Annotated in this window: 17 protein-coding genes; 5 read left to right on the top strand and 12 right to left on the bottom strand. The window is 72.6% G+C overall.

Annotated features, from left to right (window positions below; all coding sequences use genetic code 11):
* Nucleotides 1-22: 22 nt before the first annotated feature.
* The 4 genes from E1298_RS31530 to clpS all read right to left on the bottom strand — a co-directional run bounded on the left by E1298_RS31530 (nucleotide 23) and on the right by clpS (nucleotide 2,954).
* On the bottom strand, nucleotides 23-955 hold the full coding sequence (locus E1298_RS31530) for an MEDS domain-containing protein (protein ID WP_165975769.1): 933 nt from the start codon (nucleotides 953-955) through the stop codon (nucleotides 23-25).
* Nucleotides 956-1,034: 79 nt separating this feature from the next.
* The gene (locus E1298_RS31525) at nucleotides 1,035-1,961 is read right to left on the bottom strand and encodes an MEDS domain-containing protein (protein WP_165975768.1); all 927 of its coding nucleotides are present in this window, start codon (nucleotides 1,959-1,961) and stop codon (nucleotides 1,035-1,037) included.
* 161 nt (nucleotides 1,962-2,122) lie between these two features.
* Nucleotides 2,123-2,650: a DUF2017 domain-containing protein gene (locus tag E1298_RS31520; RefSeq protein ID WP_131899746.1), complete on the bottom strand. Its 528-nt coding sequence runs from the start codon at nucleotides 2,648-2,650 to the stop codon at nucleotides 2,123-2,125.
* 7 nt (nucleotides 2,651-2,657) lie between these two features.
* Nucleotides 2,658-2,954 carry an ATP-dependent Clp protease adapter ClpS gene (clpS, locus tag E1298_RS31515; protein ID WP_131899744.1) on the bottom strand — a complete coding sequence of 99 codons (297 nt, stop codon included), beginning with the start codon at nucleotides 2,952-2,954 and terminating at the stop codon, nucleotides 2,658-2,660.
* A gap of 104 nt (nucleotides 2,955-3,058) precedes the next feature.
* Between clpS and E1298_RS31510 the strand changes: the two genes are divergently transcribed.
* From E1298_RS31510 to E1298_RS31500, 3 genes are all read left to right on the top strand, one after another.
* Nucleotides 3,059-4,411, top strand: a complete 1,353-nt coding sequence (locus E1298_RS31510) for a nicotinate phosphoribosyltransferase (protein ID WP_131899742.1) — start codon at nucleotides 3,059-3,061, stop codon at nucleotides 4,409-4,411.
* Between the two features lie 113 nt (nucleotides 4,412-4,524).
* The gene (locus E1298_RS31505) at nucleotides 4,525-5,106 is read left to right on the top strand and encodes an isochorismatase family protein (protein ID WP_131899740.1); all 582 of its coding nucleotides are present in this window, start codon (nucleotides 4,525-4,527) and stop codon (nucleotides 5,104-5,106) included.
* 1 nt (nucleotide 5,107) lies between these two features.
* Complete coding sequence (locus E1298_RS31500; protein ID WP_131899738.1) at nucleotides 5,108-5,638, top strand: gluconokinase; 531 nt, start codon at nucleotides 5,108-5,110, stop codon at nucleotides 5,636-5,638.
* A gap of 234 nt (nucleotides 5,639-5,872) precedes the next feature.
* Here E1298_RS31500 and E1298_RS31495 read toward each other — a convergent pair whose 3' ends face one another.
* The 5 genes from E1298_RS31495 to E1298_RS31475 all read right to left on the bottom strand — a co-directional run bounded on the left by E1298_RS31495 (nucleotide 5,873) and on the right by E1298_RS31475 (nucleotide 10,124).
* Nucleotides 5,873-7,615, bottom strand: coding sequence for a DEAD/DEAH box helicase (locus tag E1298_RS31495; RefSeq protein WP_207944945.1), 1,743 nt, complete (start codon nucleotides 7,613-7,615; stop codon nucleotides 5,873-5,875).
* A 36-nt stretch (nucleotides 7,616-7,651) separates the two neighbouring features.
* Nucleotides 7,652-8,626, bottom strand: a complete 975-nt coding sequence (locus E1298_RS31490) for a zinc metalloprotease (RefSeq protein ID WP_243725922.1) — start codon at nucleotides 8,624-8,626, stop codon at nucleotides 7,652-7,654.
* Between the two features lie 226 nt (nucleotides 8,627-8,852).
* Nucleotides 8,853-9,113, bottom strand: a complete 261-nt coding sequence (locus E1298_RS31485) for a DUF3039 domain-containing protein (RefSeq protein WP_131899734.1) — start codon at nucleotides 9,111-9,113, stop codon at nucleotides 8,853-8,855.
* 10 nt (nucleotides 9,114-9,123) lie between these two features.
* Nucleotides 9,124-9,699 (bottom strand): YqgE/AlgH family protein, encoded by a 576-nt coding sequence (locus E1298_RS31480; RefSeq protein ID WP_131899732.1) that lies wholly within the window; start codon nucleotides 9,697-9,699, stop codon nucleotides 9,124-9,126.
* Between the two features lie 104 nt (nucleotides 9,700-9,803).
* Entirely contained in the window at nucleotides 9,804-10,124 is a 321-nt protein-coding gene (locus E1298_RS31475; protein ID WP_131899730.1) for a hypothetical protein, read from the bottom strand.
* Nucleotides 10,125-10,161: 37 nt separating this feature from the next.
* On the opposite strand from E1298_RS31475, the gene E1298_RS31470 reads away from it, so the two are divergent.
* Entirely contained in the window at nucleotides 10,162-10,581 is a 420-nt protein-coding gene (locus E1298_RS31470; protein ID WP_131899728.1) for a hypothetical protein, read from the top strand.
* A gap of 13 nt (nucleotides 10,582-10,594) precedes the next feature.
* Here E1298_RS31470 and E1298_RS31465 read toward each other — a convergent pair whose 3' ends face one another.
* The 3 genes from E1298_RS31465 to E1298_RS31455 form a co-directional block, all read right to left on the bottom strand.
* Nucleotides 10,595-11,998, bottom strand: coding sequence for an NAD-dependent malic enzyme (locus tag E1298_RS31465; protein ID WP_131899726.1), 1,404 nt, complete (start codon nucleotides 11,996-11,998; stop codon nucleotides 10,595-10,597).
* Between the two features lie 97 nt (nucleotides 11,999-12,095).
* Nucleotides 12,096-12,743: a cytidylate kinase-like family protein gene (locus E1298_RS31460; protein ID WP_131899752.1), complete on the bottom strand. Its 648-nt coding sequence runs from the start codon at nucleotides 12,741-12,743 to the stop codon at nucleotides 12,096-12,098.
* 59 nt (nucleotides 12,744-12,802) lie between these two features.
* The gene (locus E1298_RS31455) at nucleotides 12,803-13,735 is read right to left on the bottom strand and encodes a tetratricopeptide repeat protein (RefSeq protein ID WP_207944944.1); all 933 of its coding nucleotides are present in this window, start codon (nucleotides 13,733-13,735) and stop codon (nucleotides 12,803-12,805) included.
* Nucleotides 13,736-14,176: 441 nt separating this feature from the next.
* Between E1298_RS31455 and E1298_RS49705 the strand changes: the two genes are divergently transcribed.
* On the top strand, nucleotides 14,177-15,513 hold a 1,337-nt coding region (locus tag E1298_RS49705; RefSeq protein ID WP_243725923.1), incomplete at its 3' end, for an ATP-binding cassette domain-containing protein.

The following is a 15,513-nucleotide window of genomic DNA, read 5'->3' as shown; positions in this document are numbered from 1 at the left end:
GGCGGCTCCGCCGAGAAGGCGATCATCGGACGCCCTCCGTCACGATTCCGGGCGCGGTCTCCCAGCCGGAGACGCGCAGCATCAGCTCCATGCAGCCGGGCATGGAGCGCAGGATCACCTGCCGGTCCAGGACGGTGCTCGTCCGGTTGGCCTCGATCAGGGTCCGCAGCCCGTCCAGGTCGCAGAAGTCGAGGCGGGACAGGTCCAGGCACAGGTGCGGGGCGCGGTCGTCGACGTCGCGCAGCGCCGCGACCAGGGCGGGCAGGGTCGACTCGTCGATCGCGCCGGACAGCCGCAGGCCCGGCGGCGCGAACAGCGGGGTGATCCTCAGGACGCCGTCGTCGAACAGGTCGTCGGCGCGGACGCGGACGCCGTGGCAGTCCTCCACCGCGCGCAGGTGGTCGCCGACGAACCAGCGCCGGTCGTACTGGCACAGCGCCATCGCCGCGCTCCCCGGTCCCGCGACGGCCCGGCGGATCGCGTCCTCGAACGCAGCGAACCGGTCGGTCCCCGGCCAGCCGCGCAGCGACGGCGACGCCTCCGCCGTCACGCGCACGCCCGCGCGGCCGCGCCGCAGCGCGGACTCGACCGCGCCCCCGATCGCGTCCTCCACGCCGGCGGGGCCGGAGCCGATCTCGCCCCTGGTCAGGACGGTCATCCGCCCGTCGTCCAGCGCGTCGTCCAGGGCCGCTCGCAGCCCGGCGTCCAGGCCCGCGCCGGGGCCGGACGCCCGGCGCCCGGAGGCCCCGGTTCGCGGTGCGCCGAACGCCGCGCGGAGCCGGTCGGCCGCGGAGCCCGCCGTCTCGTCCTCCACGAGGTACACGACGGCCTGGCCGGACAGCAGCCCGTCGCGGACGAACGCCATCAGGATCGCGCGGCGCTCCTCGGCGCTGTCGTAGGCGAGGCAGACGTGGTCGCCGGACAGCATCTCGCCGACCGCTTTGGAGTGCGCCATGCGACCTCCTCGGGAACGCCGGTCGGCCGCCAAAGTACCAACCGGGGACGGACGGGCACAGAGGCTCATCGCCGTGCCGTCAGCGCGGGCGCTCCTCGATCGACACGCCCGAACGCGCCACCAGTCCCGCCGAGCGGAGCCGCTCGCCGATGGCGGGCGGGACGTCGCGCAGCAGCAGCCCCCGGTTCGGGCCCCGGTCGGGACGGTCGGCGCGGGTCAGCAGGCGCAGCCCGTCGGCGTCGCAGTCGGTGACGCCGCCGAGGTCCAGGCAGAGCAGGCCGGTGCGGGTCGCGATCGACTCCAGCACCCGCTCGGCCGCGGGACGGGTCGAGGCGTCGATCACCCCGGTCATCGCCACGCCGGGCGGGCTGAAGATCGGCGTGATGCGCAGCGACCCGTCGTCGTAGTAGTCGTCGACCCGGACGCGGCCCATGTGGCAGGACTCCAGCTGCTCCAGCCGGGCGGCGTCGAACCAGCGCCGGTCGAACTGGCAGATCGCCATGGCCTTCAGGTCGGTGGTCATGAAGACCTCGTCGAGCATCCGCTCGAAGTCGCCGTGCTGCTCGGTGCCGGGCCAGCGGCGCAGCGAGAACCGCGCCTCGCCGGCGACGCGGACCCCCGTGTAGCCCTGGACGAGCGCCAGGTCGATCTCCGTCGCCATCAGCTCGATGCTCTCCTGCGGGTCGAACCGCCCGCTGGCGAGGAACGTCTCCTCCGCCGTCCGGACGACGAAGTGCCCCGCGTCCATGGCCTCGGCCAGGTCGACCGGCTTCGCATCGGCGTCGGCGGGCATCGGCCCGGGGGCGTCCTTCTCGTCACCGATCAGCCAGTCGAGCACGTCCCGCGCGGGGACGGCGTCGGAGACGTAGAGGACCTTCTGGCCGGCCCGGACGCCGTCGCGGGCGTAGGCGGCCATGATCGAGCGCCGCTCGTCGTCGTTGTCGAAGAACAGGCACAGGTGGTCGCCGAGCTCCATCGAGCCGACGGCCTTCCTCTGCAGGGACATCGCGGCCTCCGATAGGTCTGCGGCCCGCCTGGCTTGGAGCCCTGGAGGCCCCCCGGGAGACCAACGTAACGCCACGCACCGCACTGGAGACTCGACAATCGGTAATGTCGGCTGTGGCCGGAGGTGGACGCCCTCGGCCGCCGTCCCGCGCCGGAGCCGCTCTACCAGAGGACGCGGACGAGGCTCTCCTGCAGCATCGTGAGCCAGTCGTAGGCGGCGAACATCGGCGTGCGGGGGTCGCGGGGGTCCATCTGGGCGGCCTCCTCGTACCATTCCTCGCCGATGTCGAGCCGCGTGCCCAGCGCCAGCCGGACGTCGTTCAGCGCCCGCAGCCACGCCTGCGCCTGCTTGTCGTCCAGGACCGTCTCGGTCTCGGAGTCCTTCAAGGTGCTCAGCACCATGGAGGCGGCCTCGCGCTTGCCGTCGCGCAGGCCCATCTCGGTGTAGCGACGGAACTCGCCCGCCGCCTCGCCGTCGTCGCGGTAGGCGTCGGGGAACAGCCGCGCCAGGACGGGGTCGTCCGACTTGGTCGCGTTGTCGGCGATACCGAACGACGCGAGCTCGTCGTCCTCGCCCGGCGCGTCGCCGAGGAGCGCGAGCAGTTGCTCCATCAGCGCCCGGACGAGCGCCGCCTCCTCGGTCTCCAGCCGCACCCTGATTCCGCGGCGGGTCTTCTTCACATCGCTCATGGTTCGCTCAGTCGTCCCGTTTGACGGTGGCCCACAGCCCGTAGGAGTGGAGGATCTCGACGTCGCGCTCCATCTCCTCGCGGGTGCCGTTGGCCACGACCGCGCGCCCCTTGTGGTGGACGTCCAGCATCAGCTTCTCCGACTTGGCCTTGGAGTAGCCGAAGACGGTCTGGAACACGTACGTGACGTACGACATCAGGTTGATCGGGTCGTTCCAGACGATCGCCAGCCAGGGCCGGTCGACGCTCAGATCCTCCTCGACGTCCGGCCTGTCCAGCTCGACCGGCGCGGGCGCCGTGCTCATGGCGCTCATTGGCCGCGTGTCCCCCTTTCCCCGTGGAGTCGGTCCGCCCACAACCCCCGATGCTATGCGCCCCGGCGCCGCCGGGTGTGATGGCCTGCACGTCCATGGTGCACACAGGGGGCCGTAAGGTTCCAGTTGTGGACCTTGGCGACAGCACCGCCCTGCTGACCGACCAGTACGAGCTCACCATGCTCCAGGCCGCGCTCCGCAGCGGGACGGCCGACCGCCGCTCGGTGTTCGAGGTGTTCGCGCGGCACCTGCCCGCCGGGCGCCGGTACGGCGTCGTCGCGGGCACGGGACGGCTCCTGGACGCGATCGAGGCGTTCCGGTTCGACCCGGCCGGGCTGGAGTTCCTCACGGCGAACGGCGTCGTGGACGAGCCCACGGCGCAATGGCTGGAGAAGTATCGCTTCTCCGGGAACGTGTGGGGCTATGCCGAGGGCGACTGCTACTTCCCGGAATCGCCGATCCTGGTGGTCGAGGGGACGTTCGCGGAGGCGGTGCTGCTGGAGACCCTCGCGCTGTCGATCCTCAACCACGACTGCGCGATCGCCTCGGCGGCCTCGCGGATGGCGCAGGCCGCCCAGGACCGTCCGCTGATCGAGATGGGCTCGCGCCGCACCCACGAGCGCGCCGCCGTCGCATCCGCCCGCGCCGCCTACATCGCGGGGTTCGCCACCACGTCCAACCTGGAGGCGGGCCGCCTCTACGGCGTCCCCACGGCGGGGACGAGCGCGCACTCCTTCACCCTGCTGCACGACAGCGAGCGGCACGCCTTCAAGGCGCAGCTCGTCTCCTTCGGCGAGAGCACGACGCTCCTTGTCGACACCTACGACGTCGAACGGGCCGTGCGGACGGCCGTGGAGCTGGCCGGGCCGTCCCTGGGAGCCGTCCGGATCGACAGCGGCGACCTGGGCGTGATGGCCCGCCGCGTCCGGGACCAGCTCGACTCCCTGGGCGCGCACGACACGCGCATCGTGGTGACCGGCGATCTGGACGAGTTCGGCATCGCCGCCCTGGGCGCCGCACCGGTGAACGGCTACGGCGTGGGAACGTCCCTGGTGACCGGCTCCGGCGCGCCCACCGCCTCCCTGGTCTACAAGCTCGTCGCCCGGTCGGACGGCCCGGACGACGACGCTCCCATGCGTCCGGTGGCGAAGCGCTCGACGGGCAAGCCGAGCCGGGGCGGGCGCAAGACGGCCGTGCGGCGCATCGACGGGCGCGGCTCCGCCTACGCCGAGACCGTGTCCACCGGGGAGCCCATGCCGGGGCCGCGCGACCGCGTGCTCCACGTGCCGCTGGTGATCGACGGCGAGGTGGTCGGCCGCGAGCCGCTCCAGGACGCCCGCGAGCGCCACCGCCGCTCGGTCGCCGAGCTGCCGCCGACCGCCCTCCAGCTCTCCCGCGGCGAGGCCGCCGTGCCCACCGAGTTCGTCGACGGCGGCCCCCGCCCCTGACGAGCGCAGGGCACACATCAATGGCCGGGCGCCGTATCGGCGCGGGAAGACGGCTGGGGTAGCGTCCCCTGTGTCGGATGACATCCGGAGAGACACCGGTACAGGGAGCGGTCATGGGCAAGAAGGCTCTGATCATCGTGGACGTGCAGAACGACTTCTGCGAGGGCGGCTCGCTCGCCGTGAGCGGCGGCGCGGGCGTGGCCACGGCCATCTCCGAGCACGTCGCCGCGCACGGGTCCGACTACGCGCACATCGTCGCGACGCGGGACTTCCACCTGGACCCCGGCCACCACTTCTCGGGCAGCCCCGACTTCGTCGACACCTGGCCGCCGCACTGCGTGATCGGGACGCCCGGCGCCGACTTCCACCCGAACCTCGCCCTGGCGCCCATCGAGACGGTGTTCAGCAAGGGCCGCGAGACCGCCGCCTACAGCGGCTTCGAAGGCGTCTCCGACGATGACGTGCCGCTCGCGGACTGGCTCAGCGCGCGCGGGGTGGACGCCGTGGACATCGTCGGCATCGCGACCGACCACTGCGTCCGGGCCACCGCCGTGGACGCCGCCCGGACGGGCCTGCGCACCACCGTCCTGCTCGAACTGACCGCCGCCGTGGCCAAGGCCACCGCCGACCGCGCCCTGGACGAGCTCCAGAACGAGGGCATCGCGCTCGCCGGCGCCCCCGTCGTGAGCGCCTGACGTGGCGGACGCTCCGGCGCCGAAGGTCATCGTCCTCGCCGGGGTCTCGGGGAGCGGAAAGACGACCGTCGGGCACCTGCTCGCCGAGCGGCTCGGCTGGGACTACGCGGAGGCCGACGACTTCCACCCGCCCGCCAACATCGCCAAGATGGCGGCGGGCACGCCCCTGAACGACGCCGACCGCCTCCCCTGGCTCCGCGCCATCGCCGCGTGGATCGACGACCGGCTGGCCACCAGCACGCCCGGGATCGTCACCTGCTCGGCGCTCAAGCGCTCCTACCGCACCCTGCTGACCGGCGGCCGCCCCCGCGTCCGCCTCGTCCTCCTCGACGGCGACCGCGACATGATCGCCGCGCGGCTGGAGGGCCGGACCGGCCACTTCTTCCGCGCCGCCCTCCTGGACAGCCAAATCGCCGACCTCGAAGCCCCCGCCCCAGACGAACACGTCCTCCGCATCGTCGTCGACACCACCCCCCAAGAGATCACCGACCGCATCATCGGCGCACTCCACCCGCCCGCCGACCCGCACTGACCAGTGTTTATGCAACCCCGGCCCAAGGTCCTCGCCTAGCGGCTCGCACCTTGACCGTGCTTGGGCGAGCGCGAATCGCTTCGCGATCTTCCCGGCGAGGCTCGCCTCCGGCATCGCCTCGCCGGTCAGGTCGCGCGCTCGCGCGACACCTGAGGCCCCTCTCAAACTGGCCCTGGCCTGGGCCCGCGCGTCACCGCGCCACCCGGCCGCGCACCGACGCGCCGCCTACGTGGGCTAGGGGCGGCGTTTGGTGGCCCATTCGCGGATTTTTGCGATTCGCTTGCCGATGTCCTCGGCGCTGGCCTGGGCGATGGGCGGGCCGCCGCAGGCGGCGCGCAGCTCGGTGTGGATGACGCCGTGTGGCTTGCCGGTGCGGTGGTTCCAGGCGCCGACGAGGCCGTTCAGCTCGCGGCGCATGGCCGCGATGTCCTCGGCGGCGGTGCGGTCGGCGCGCGGGTCGCCGGTCTTCTTCTTGCGCTCGCCGGCGATCTGCTCGGCCTGCCGCTTGCGCAGCAGCGCCGTCACCTGCTCGGGTTCCAGCAGGCCCGGGATGCCGAGGAACTCCTCCTCCTCGGCCGAGCCCGGCTGGGCCTGCATGCCGAACTCGCCGCCGTCGTACAGGACGCGGTCGAACGTGGCGGACGCCTCGACCGTCTCGAACGGCACTTCCTCGCCCACGTCGGAGGTGTCCTGCTTGCGGTTGGCCTCGGCGAGCAGCTCGTCGTCGAGGCCGTCCTCGCGGACGGGGCGGTCGAGCACGTGGTCGCGCTCGGTCTCCATCTCGGCGGCGTGGCCCATGAGCGTCGGCACCGACGGCAGGAACACCGACGCGGTCTCGCCGCGCCTGCGGGCGCGGACGAAGCGCCCGACCGCCTGGGCGAAGAACAGCGGCGTGCTGGTGGAGGTGGCGTAGACGCCGACGGCCAGGCGCGGGATGTCGACGCCCTCGGACACCATCCGGACCGCGACCATCCAGCGGTCGTCGGTGTCGGCGAACGCCTTGATCTTCTTGGACGCCGCCGGATCGTCCGACAGCACGATCGTGGCGCCCTGCCCGGTCACCGCGCGCAGCATCTTGGCGTACGCGCGGGCCGTCTCGTGGTCGGTGGCGATGACCAGGCCGCCCGCGTCCGGGATGACGCGGCGCAGCTCGCTCAGCCGACGGTCGGCGGCGGCCAGCACCTGCCCGATCCAGTCGCCCTTGGGGTCGAGCGCGGCCCGCCACGCCTGGGCCGTCTGGTCCTGGGTGAGGGGCTCGCCGAGCGTCGCGGTGATCTCGTCGCCGGCCCGGGTGCGCCAGCGCATCTCCCCCGCGTACGCCAGGAAGATCACCGGCCGGACGACCCCGTCGGCCAGGGCGGGCCCGTAGCCGTAGGTGTAGTCGGCCCGGCTGCGCCTGATGCCGTCCGGGCCCTCCTCGTACTGGACGAACGGGATCGGGTTGATGTCGGTGCGGAAGGGCGTGCCCGACAGCGCCAGGCGGCGCGCGGCGGGCTCGAACGCCTCGCGGACGGCGTCGCCCCAGGACAGGCCGTCGCCCGCGTGGTGCACCTCGTCGAAGATGACCAGCGTCTTGCGCGCCTCGGTGCGGTTGCGGTGCAGCGCCGGACGCGCGGCGACGGTCGCGTACGTCACGGCGATGCCGTGGAAGTCCTTGCCGGCCCGGCCCTGCGCGTTCTGGAACTCGGGGTCGATCTTGATGCCGACGCGGGCCGCCGACTCGGCCCACTGCCGCTTGAGGTGCTCGGTGGGGCAGATCACCGTGATGGCCACGACGATGCGGCGCTCCAGGAGCTCGCGGGCCAGGCGCAGCGCGAAGGTCGTCTTACCCGCGCCCGGCGTCGCGACGGTGAGGAAGTCCCGCGGGCCCGGCAGGCTGCCGTCCGTCCCGAAATAGGCCTCCAGCGCCTGCTGCTGCCAGGCGCGCAGGGACGACGCGGTCCCCCAGGCGGCCCGCTCGGGGAAGGCGGGGGGCATGCTCGATGCGGCGAAGGTGCTCACGGTCATTGAAGGCTACCGAGCCCCACCGACAGATCGCGCCGCGACGCCCCCTCCCGTGCCGTGATCCACACTCGTGGACCGGTCCCGTCCGGCCAGGTCGGCGCGCCGCCGGGGCGAGCGGTAGGCGGCCCACGCGGCGCGGATCCGCCGGCCCTGACCTGCGGTGAACTCGCGCATGCACGCGTCCCACCCGTAGTTCATGAAGTTGTGGACGGGGTCGGCGCCGCGCTGCGGGCAGGTGTCCCTGGCGTACGGGCAACCCGCGGCGGGCTCCGCCTCGTACGGTGTGTCGGCCACCGCGTCGCCCGGGGACGCGCAGCCGTTCTCGAACGTGTGGAACAACCCGAGCCAGTGCCCGATCTCGTGGACCGCCGTGTAGCCGCGGTCGAAACGGCGGTACGCGCCGTCCGGAAGGCTCCGGTAGTCGACGACGACACCGTCCAGGCGCGGCTTCTCCCCGTACCACTGCGGGAAGGTGGAGAACCCCAGCACGTCCTGGCCCACGGCGGCGGTGAAGACGTTGAGCGTTCCGGGCCCGCCCCGGCGCAGGCGCGTCTTGATCCGGTTCTCGTACCGCTGCGGGTGGTGGAACCATCTGGCGTTGTCGGTGACGTCGAAGCCGGCCAGCCGGAACCTGACGCCGGTGTCGGCGCCGCCCCACCGCCCCGCGTACGCGGCGTTCAGCGTGGAGATCTGCCGCCGGACGGCCCGCGCGGGCACGCGTCCCCTGCGTCCGCCGGACAGCGCGTGGAAGCGCACGGGGATGACCAGGCGGCCCCGCGTCCGGAGCGCGGACTCGACCCGCCGCTCGTCCGCCGTGCCGTACCGGTGCAGCAGGGTGCGTTTCAGGTCGTCGAGCATGGCGGCCACCTGGCCCGCGCTCAGATCGTCCGGGTCGCGCCCGTGCGCCGCCCGGCGCGCCCCCATGCGCGGGGCGGCGTCACCGCGATGCAGGCAGTCGGCCGCCTGGACGGGCCGTCCCCGCACATTCGGGCTGTCACTCCCTAAAGCCGAAACGACACACACCGTAACCAACAGTGCGCATAGCGAACCCCCGGCGACCCGCCGCATCCATCCCCCCGTACGGTCTTCGCGGAAACGCGATGATCCCGTGATCGGCTCACTACCCGCCGATCACGGGATCATCCGGGCATGTCACAAGCGCCGCCCCCCGGACGGGACGCGGCGCTCCCGGCCGCCCGTCAGCCGGTCGTCACTCGTCGCCCTTCTTCCCCGACTGCATGGATTCGTAGATCTCCTTGCATTCGGGACAGACGGGATATTTCTTCGGATCCCGGTTCGGCACCCAGACCTTGCCGCACAGCGCGATCACCGGCGTGCCGGTCACCGCGCTCTCGGTGATCTTGGCCTTCTTCACATAGTGGGCGAACCGCTCGTGGTCGCCGTCACCGTGCGAGAGGTCCGGCCGGACATCGCTCTCGGTGTCGCTGTCGGGAAGGATCTTCGTACTCACGCCATTCACCTTAGTTCAGCGTCGGGTCCTCGGGGAAAGTGGAAACGAAAGCCAGGTCGCCGCCCTGCCTGCGGAGCACCTCCTGCCACAGCCGCTCGGGGTCGCCCGCGAAGACGTCCCCGGCCTCGGCGGGCACCAGGTACCACGCGCCCTCCTCGATCTCCGAGCGCAGCTGCCCGGACGACCATCCGGCGTAGCCGGCGAACACGCGCAGCTGGAGCAGCTCGGGCGCCAGCAGCGCGGGCGGCGCGTCCAGGTCGACCAGGCCGACCCTGGCGACCTCCGCCCCGCCGTCCAGGGCGCGCCATCCGAGCGGCTCGTCCTCGCCGGGGAGCCGGGCCAGCGCGAGCGCGTTGTCGAGCGCCACGGGCCCGCCCTGGAAGACCACGCAGGGGCCGGTCACGAGCTCGGCCCACGGGGGCAGCACGCGATCGACCGGAACCTCCGTCGGCCTGTTGAGGACGACCCCCAGCGTGCCCCCGTCCATGTCGTGCTCGACCACCAGGACGACGCTGCGCCTGAAGTTGGGATCTTCGAGCTGGGGGGTCGCGACCAGCAGGAGCCCCACCCGGATGCCGTCTTCCATGGACTCCATGATGCGTTGCCCGGACCACCGGCGGCACATCCGGCCACTCGTTAGCCTGTTACGCATTCCTATCGCTGGGGATATCGGCACCACGAACGCCTACATTAAGAATGATCTAGGATCATCCGCCACCCGCCCGGCCCCCGGCCCGGCGGGCCGAGGAGGAACGCGATGCAGTTGCCCAGGGTCGTCATCGCCGCCGTGTTCTTCGTCATCGGGGCGCTGATCGCGATCCCCGCGCTGATGAAGACGACTTCTTCGCAGTCCCGGGCGTCGACCCCGGCCTCCTCGACCACCTCGCCGTCCACCACGCCGTCGGGCAGCCCGTCGAGCGGCTCGCCGTCGCCCTCGGGCACGAAGACGACCAAGCGGCCCTCGCCGACTCCCACGCCGTCCCGCACCCCGTCCCGCACTCCGAGCCCCACGCCCAGCGCCGATCCCCTGACCGCTGGGGTGGGCTCGGTGAACTGCCCCTCCCGCGAGGTGCGGATCACCCTGCGCAACGCCGGGGCGCGCAACGAGGACTACGGGATCGAGCGGAGCGACGACGCCCCCTCCGTCCCCGGCCAGATCGGGCCCCACTCGACCAAGACGGTCATGATCAAGCTGCGCGAGGACCGCCGCACCCGCGTCCAGGTCAACTGGGCGAACAAGCTGCTTGAGACGCGGACGCTCACGGCCAACTGCAAGAAGGCCGGCGCGGCGCCGCCCAGCGAGACCCCGCCCAGCAAGCTGCCCCACACCGGCCCCGACAACGGCGTCCTGTGGGCGCGCGCCGCGACCGGCGCCGCCGCCATGATCACCGGCGTGATCATCTTCTGGTACGGCGGGATCTGGCCGCGCCGCCGCGAGCAGATCTTCGCCAACAAGAAGAGCGGCTAGGCGAGGGCGCGGCCTACGCCTCCGAGCGGGGGCGGCCGCCCGCGGCCTCGCGGACGGCGCCCGCCACGCGGTTGCTCACGTCCGGGTGGAAGACGCTCGGGACGATGTAGTTCGGGCCGAGCTCGCCGGGCGTCACGACCTCGGCGAGGGCCTTGGCCGCCGCGGCGAGCATGCCCTGGGTGACGCCGTCGGCCTGGGCGTCCAGCAGGCCGCGGAAGACGCCCGGGAACGCCAGCACGTTGTTGATCTGGTTGGGGAAGTCGCTGCGCCCGGTGGCGACCACGGCGGCGTGCTCGCGCGCCTGGTCCGGCGAGACCTCGGGCTCGGGGTTGGCGAGGGCGAACACGATCGCGTCGTCGTTCATCGTCGCGATGTCGTCGCCGTTCAGGATGCCGGGCGCGGAGACGCCGATGAACACGTCGGCGTCCTTGACGGCGCCGCGCAGGTCGCCCGCGTACCCGCCCTCGTTGGTGTGCTCGGCGATCCAGCGCAGCGAGTCGTCGAGGTCGTCGCGGCCCCGGTGGACGGCGCCGCGGTAGTCGCAGACGACCAGGTTCCGCGCGCCGGCATGCATCAGCAGCTTGAGGACGGCGCTTCCGGCCGCGCCCGCGCCCGCCATCGTGATGCGGACGTCGCCGATGTCCTTGCCGACGACCCGCAGCGCGTTGGTCAGCGCGGCGAGCACGCAGATGGCGGTGCCGTGCTGGTCGTCGTGGAAGACGGGGATGTCGAGCAGGTCGCGCAGCCGGGCCTCGACCTCGAAGCAGCGCGGCGCGGAGATGTCCTCCAGGTTGATGCCGCCGAACGCGGGGGCGATGATCTGGACGGTCCGGACGATCTCGTCGGTGTCCTGGGTGTCGAGGCAGATCGGCCACGCGTCGATCCCGGCGAACCGCTTGAACAGGGCCGCCTTGCCCTCCATCACCGGCAGCGCGGCCTCCGGGCCGATGTTGCCGAGGCCCAGCACCGCCGACCCGTCGGTCACCACGGCGACGCTGTTGCGCTTGATCGTCAGCCGGCGGACGTCCTCGGGGTTGCGGGCGATCGCCAGGGACACGCGGGCGACGCCGGGCGTGTAGGCCATCGAGAGCTCGTCGCGGGTCCGCAGCGGGACCTTCGACTGCATCTCGATCTTGCCGCCGAGGTGCATGAGGAAGGTCCGGTCGCTGACCTTGTGGATCTTGATGTCGGGCATGTTCTCCAGCGCGCCGGCGATCGCCTCGGCATGCTGGGTGTCGCGGGTGGCGATGGTGACGTCGATCCGCAGCGTCTCGTGGCCCGCGGTGTTGACGTCGAGGGCCGTGACGATCCCGCCCGCGTTCTCGACCACGTGCGTGATCTGGCTGACGGCCCGGCCTCCGGCGGGGACCTCCAGGCGGACGGTGATGGAGTACGACACGCTGGGCACGCTCGCCACGACACTTGCTCCCTCTGCTACCGGGTACGGCCTTGTCCCGACCGCGCCGTCCCTAACGGGCGGGCGCCCGGGGGCCACGGCCCGGCCTCCCCCTGGATCAGGCCGCCCGTGCCGCGGTCGCGATCAGATCGACGGCGGCGGACGCGGGCAGCCGCGTGGTGTCGATCACGAGGTGGTAGAGCCGCGGGTCGGCGGGGTCGGCCCCGTAAAAGTGCTTCACGTAGGCCGTTCGGGCGCGGTCGTTGTCATCGAGCATACGCTCAACACCGCGTCCCGGCGCCCCGGTCCGCGCACCCGCCCCGGACGTCTCGGCGGCGGCGATGGCCAGCCGCCGCTCGCGCGGGCCGTCCAGCCGCACGTGGAGCGCGTCGGGACGGTCCTTCAGCACCACGGCGGCCGCGCGGCCGAGCAGCACCCCGCCGTCGCGCTCGGCGGTCCGCCTGATGATGCCCGCGGTGTGCTCGACGAACTCCTCCGGCGGCACGATCGCGCGGTCGGGGAGGTAGACGTCCATGCCGCCCATCGCGACGTTCGGCAGCCGGGCCGCGCCCGCGAGGATCCGGCCGATCCCGCTCTCGGCGCGCCCGTCGTGGGCGAGCGCCTCCTCCAGCGTGCAGCCGATCTCGCCGGCGACGGTCTCGGGAATGGCCCGGTCGACGAAGGGCAGCCCCAGCCGCTCGGCGACGGCCGGCCCCACGGACGCGCCACGCGCACCGTAGGTGGCCGAAATCGTCACGACCCGCACGCTCACCCTGGGTTCATGCCCGTTTCCCGGCCGATCAACGTCCGGGGCACGCGGAATCGTCAGAAGAGGGCCGCCTGCAGCGAGCGCCGCGCCTTGGCGATGCGCGGATCGTCCGGCGGCAGCAGCTCGAACAGCGACAGCAGATGCTTGCGCGCCGCGTCGCGGTCGTCGCCCGCACTGCCCCGCACCGCGGTCAGCAGCCGCCCGAACGCCTCGTCGATGCGGCCCGACACCATCTCCACGTCGGACGCGCTGATCTGGGCCTGCACGTCACCCGGCTTCTCGATCGCCTCCTGGATGGTGCGCGCGGCGTCCAGGGACCGCACCCGCAGGCTCAGCTCGACCAGCGCCAGCCCCTGCTTCGCCTGGCCGTCGCGCGGGTTCCCGTCGAGGATCCGCTGGAACGCCGCCTTGGCGCCGTCCAGGTCGCCGCGCTGGAGCGCGTCCTCGGCCGCCCCGTACACCGGGTCGGCCCCGGGCTGCTCCGGCGCGCCCTCGCCCGCCGCGACCTCGTCCTGCGGGCCCTCGGGGAGGATGCCCTCCTTGGCCAGCGCGTCGAAGAGCTGGTCGATGGCCTGGCGCACCTGCGCCTCGGGCGCCGCGCCGTTCAGGAACGGCATCAGCTGCCCGCCCACGACGACCGCCACGAACGGGATGCCGCGCACGCCCATCTGCTGCATGTAGGCGCCGAGTTGCGGGTTGGCGTCGATGTCGACCTTGGCGAGCACCCACTTGCCCGCCGCCTCGGTCGCGAGCTTCTCCAGGATGGGGCCGAGCTGCTTGCACGGCCCGCACCACTCGGCCCAGAAGTCCACGAGGACGGGAACGGACTGCGACCGCTCCACGACCTCGGTGTTGAAGGTCTCGTCCGTGACGTCCAGGACGTACTGGCCGCCGGGCGCGGGCGCTGCGCCGCCGCCGCCCTGAGCCCTGCGCTCCTGCTGCTTCTTGGCGGCCGCCTGGCGGGCCCCTAGATCAATGGCCCCGTGCAACGAAAAGTCCCGAGAAGGCATGGGTCCATCCTGCCCCATGACCGCCCCGTCCTGTACGCCCGTCCGCTCCCAGCGGAGCGTCCCCGTCCCGACCGGCCGCCCGCGTCGCCCCGATCCGCCGCGCGGCGTCGCAATTGTCGGCTTTTCTCGAATTCTTCCCTTCACCGCCGAAGGCAAAGAATCCAGGCTCCCCAACGTAAAGGCGATAAGATTGCTGACAGCCATCACCAAGCCCGGTTATAGTCACGTCGTCGGTGCATCGCGGCACGGCAAATAGAGATCCGGTGCCCCGGCCCCGCCGAAACGGCCGGGCGGAACCGGACGGGCACCGCGTGGCGGGGGAAAAGCCACCGGCGCGCCTCGGACGACCGTCGCGACCGCAAGACGAGCAACGGGGGGAAACAAGTGATCGCGGAGCATTCCGCGGTCGTGGCCCGAGGAATGGGTGTCCGCCGCAGGGGGCGGTGGCTCCTGCGCCCGGTGACCTTCGGCGTGGCCGAAGGCGTGATCGGCCTTGCCGGTCCACCTGGTGCCGGGAAATCCACTCTGCTGGCCACGCTCGCGACCTTGCGCCGTCCGAACAACGGCGCGCTACACATTCTCGGACACGACACCGCAAACGCCTCCGATCTGCGCGCCGCGCGCGCCCGGATCGGCTATCTGCCCGGAAGGCTCTCACGCGCGGAGAACATGACGGCGGGAGAGTTCGTCGCCTACGCGGCGTACTACAAGCGCACGAGCGCCTCGGCGGCGCGCGACATGGTGCGGCGTCTGGACCTCACCGAAGCCGCCGGCACGGAACTGTCCCTACTCCCGCCCGACGTGCGCCTACGCGCCGGTCTCGCCGCCGCCTGCGTCCACGCACCCGACATGGTGCTGCTGGACGATCCGTTCGGCGAACTCTGCGCCGCCGCCGAGCCATGGCCCACAGGCGCAACCGGCCCCGGCGCGCGCACACACGCCGCCGCCATGGCGGAACTGATCCCGGTCGTCCGCTCCCTGGCCCCCACAGTCGTGGTCACCGCCGACGCGGCCGAGACCCTCACCGGCTGGTGCGACCGCCTCCTCACCCTGGCGCGCGGCAAGCTCACCGAGATCCCCACGCACTCGGCCACAGCCCGCAGAGGCCGCACCGCCACCGACCGCCGCCGCCCACCCACACCCAGCGCGAACCGAACCACGTCCACACCCGCCACGACCCGAACGCCACCCGCGCCCAACGCGGACCGAACCTCCTCCACGCCCGGCGCGGGCCGAACCTCATCCCCGCCCAGCGCGAACCGAACACCACCCGCGCCCACCAGAGGCCGCGCCCCGTCCGCACCCACCAGAGGCCGCGCCTCATCCACCCTCGACGCGACCCAAACACCATCCGCGCCCGGCTTAGGACGAGCACCAGCCGGATTCGGCGCAAGCCGAGCACCATCCACACCCAGCGCGGGCCGAACCTCGCCCGCGCTCACCCAGGGCATGGCCCCATCCACACCCGACGCAAGCCAAACACCACCCGCGCTTGACGCGAGCCGAACATCGTCCACATCCGACGCGGAACGAGCCTCGTCCCCACGCAGCGCGAACCGAACACCACCCGCGCCTACCGGAGGCCGCGCCCCATCCACACCTGACGCGCCCCAAACACCATCCGCGCCCGGCGCAGGACGAGCACCAGCCGGGTTCAGCGCGAGCCGAGCACCATCCACACCCGGCGGGGGTCGAACACCACCCACGCCCACCCGGGGGATGGCCCCGTCCGGGCCTGGGGCGGGGCAAGTGCCGTC

The sequence above is a fragment of the Actinomadura rubrisoli genome, from assembly GCF_004349215.1.
Lineage (GTDB): Bacteria > Actinomycetota > Actinomycetes > Streptosporangiales > Streptosporangiaceae > Spirillospora > Spirillospora rubrisoli.
Note: the sequence above shows the minus strand (reverse complement) of the source record. Positions and strands in the feature narration are given on the sequence as shown.

Coding starts and splice junctions, on each gene's coding strand:
- E1298_RS31530 (WP_165975769.1), bottom strand. CDS start 955: ATGGCGCACTCCAAAGCGGTCGGCGAGATGCTGTCCGGCGACCACGTC.
- E1298_RS31525 (WP_165975768.1), bottom strand. CDS start 1,961: ATGTCCCTGCAGAGGAAGGCCGTCGGCTCGATGGAGCTCGGCGACCAC.
- E1298_RS31520 (WP_131899746.1), bottom strand. CDS start 2,650: ATGAGCGATGTGAAGAAGACCCGCCGCGGAATCAGGGTGCGGCTGGAG.
- clpS (WP_131899744.1), bottom strand. CDS start 2,954: ATGAGCACGGCGCCCGCGCCGGTCGAGCTGGACAGGCCGGACGTCGAG.
- E1298_RS31510 (WP_131899742.1), top strand. CDS start 3,059: ATGGTGCACACAGGGGGCCGTAAGGTTCCAGTTGTGGACCTTGGCGAC.
- E1298_RS31505 (WP_131899740.1), top strand. CDS start 4,525: ATGGGCAAGAAGGCTCTGATCATCGTGGACGTGCAGAACGACTTCTGC.
- E1298_RS31495 (WP_207944945.1), bottom strand. CDS start 7,615: ATGCCCCCCGCCTTCCCCGAGCGGGCCGCCTGGGGGACCGCGTCGTCC.
- E1298_RS31480 (WP_131899732.1), bottom strand. CDS start 9,699: ATGGAAGACGGCATCCGGGTGGGGCTCCTGCTGGTCGCGACCCCCCAG.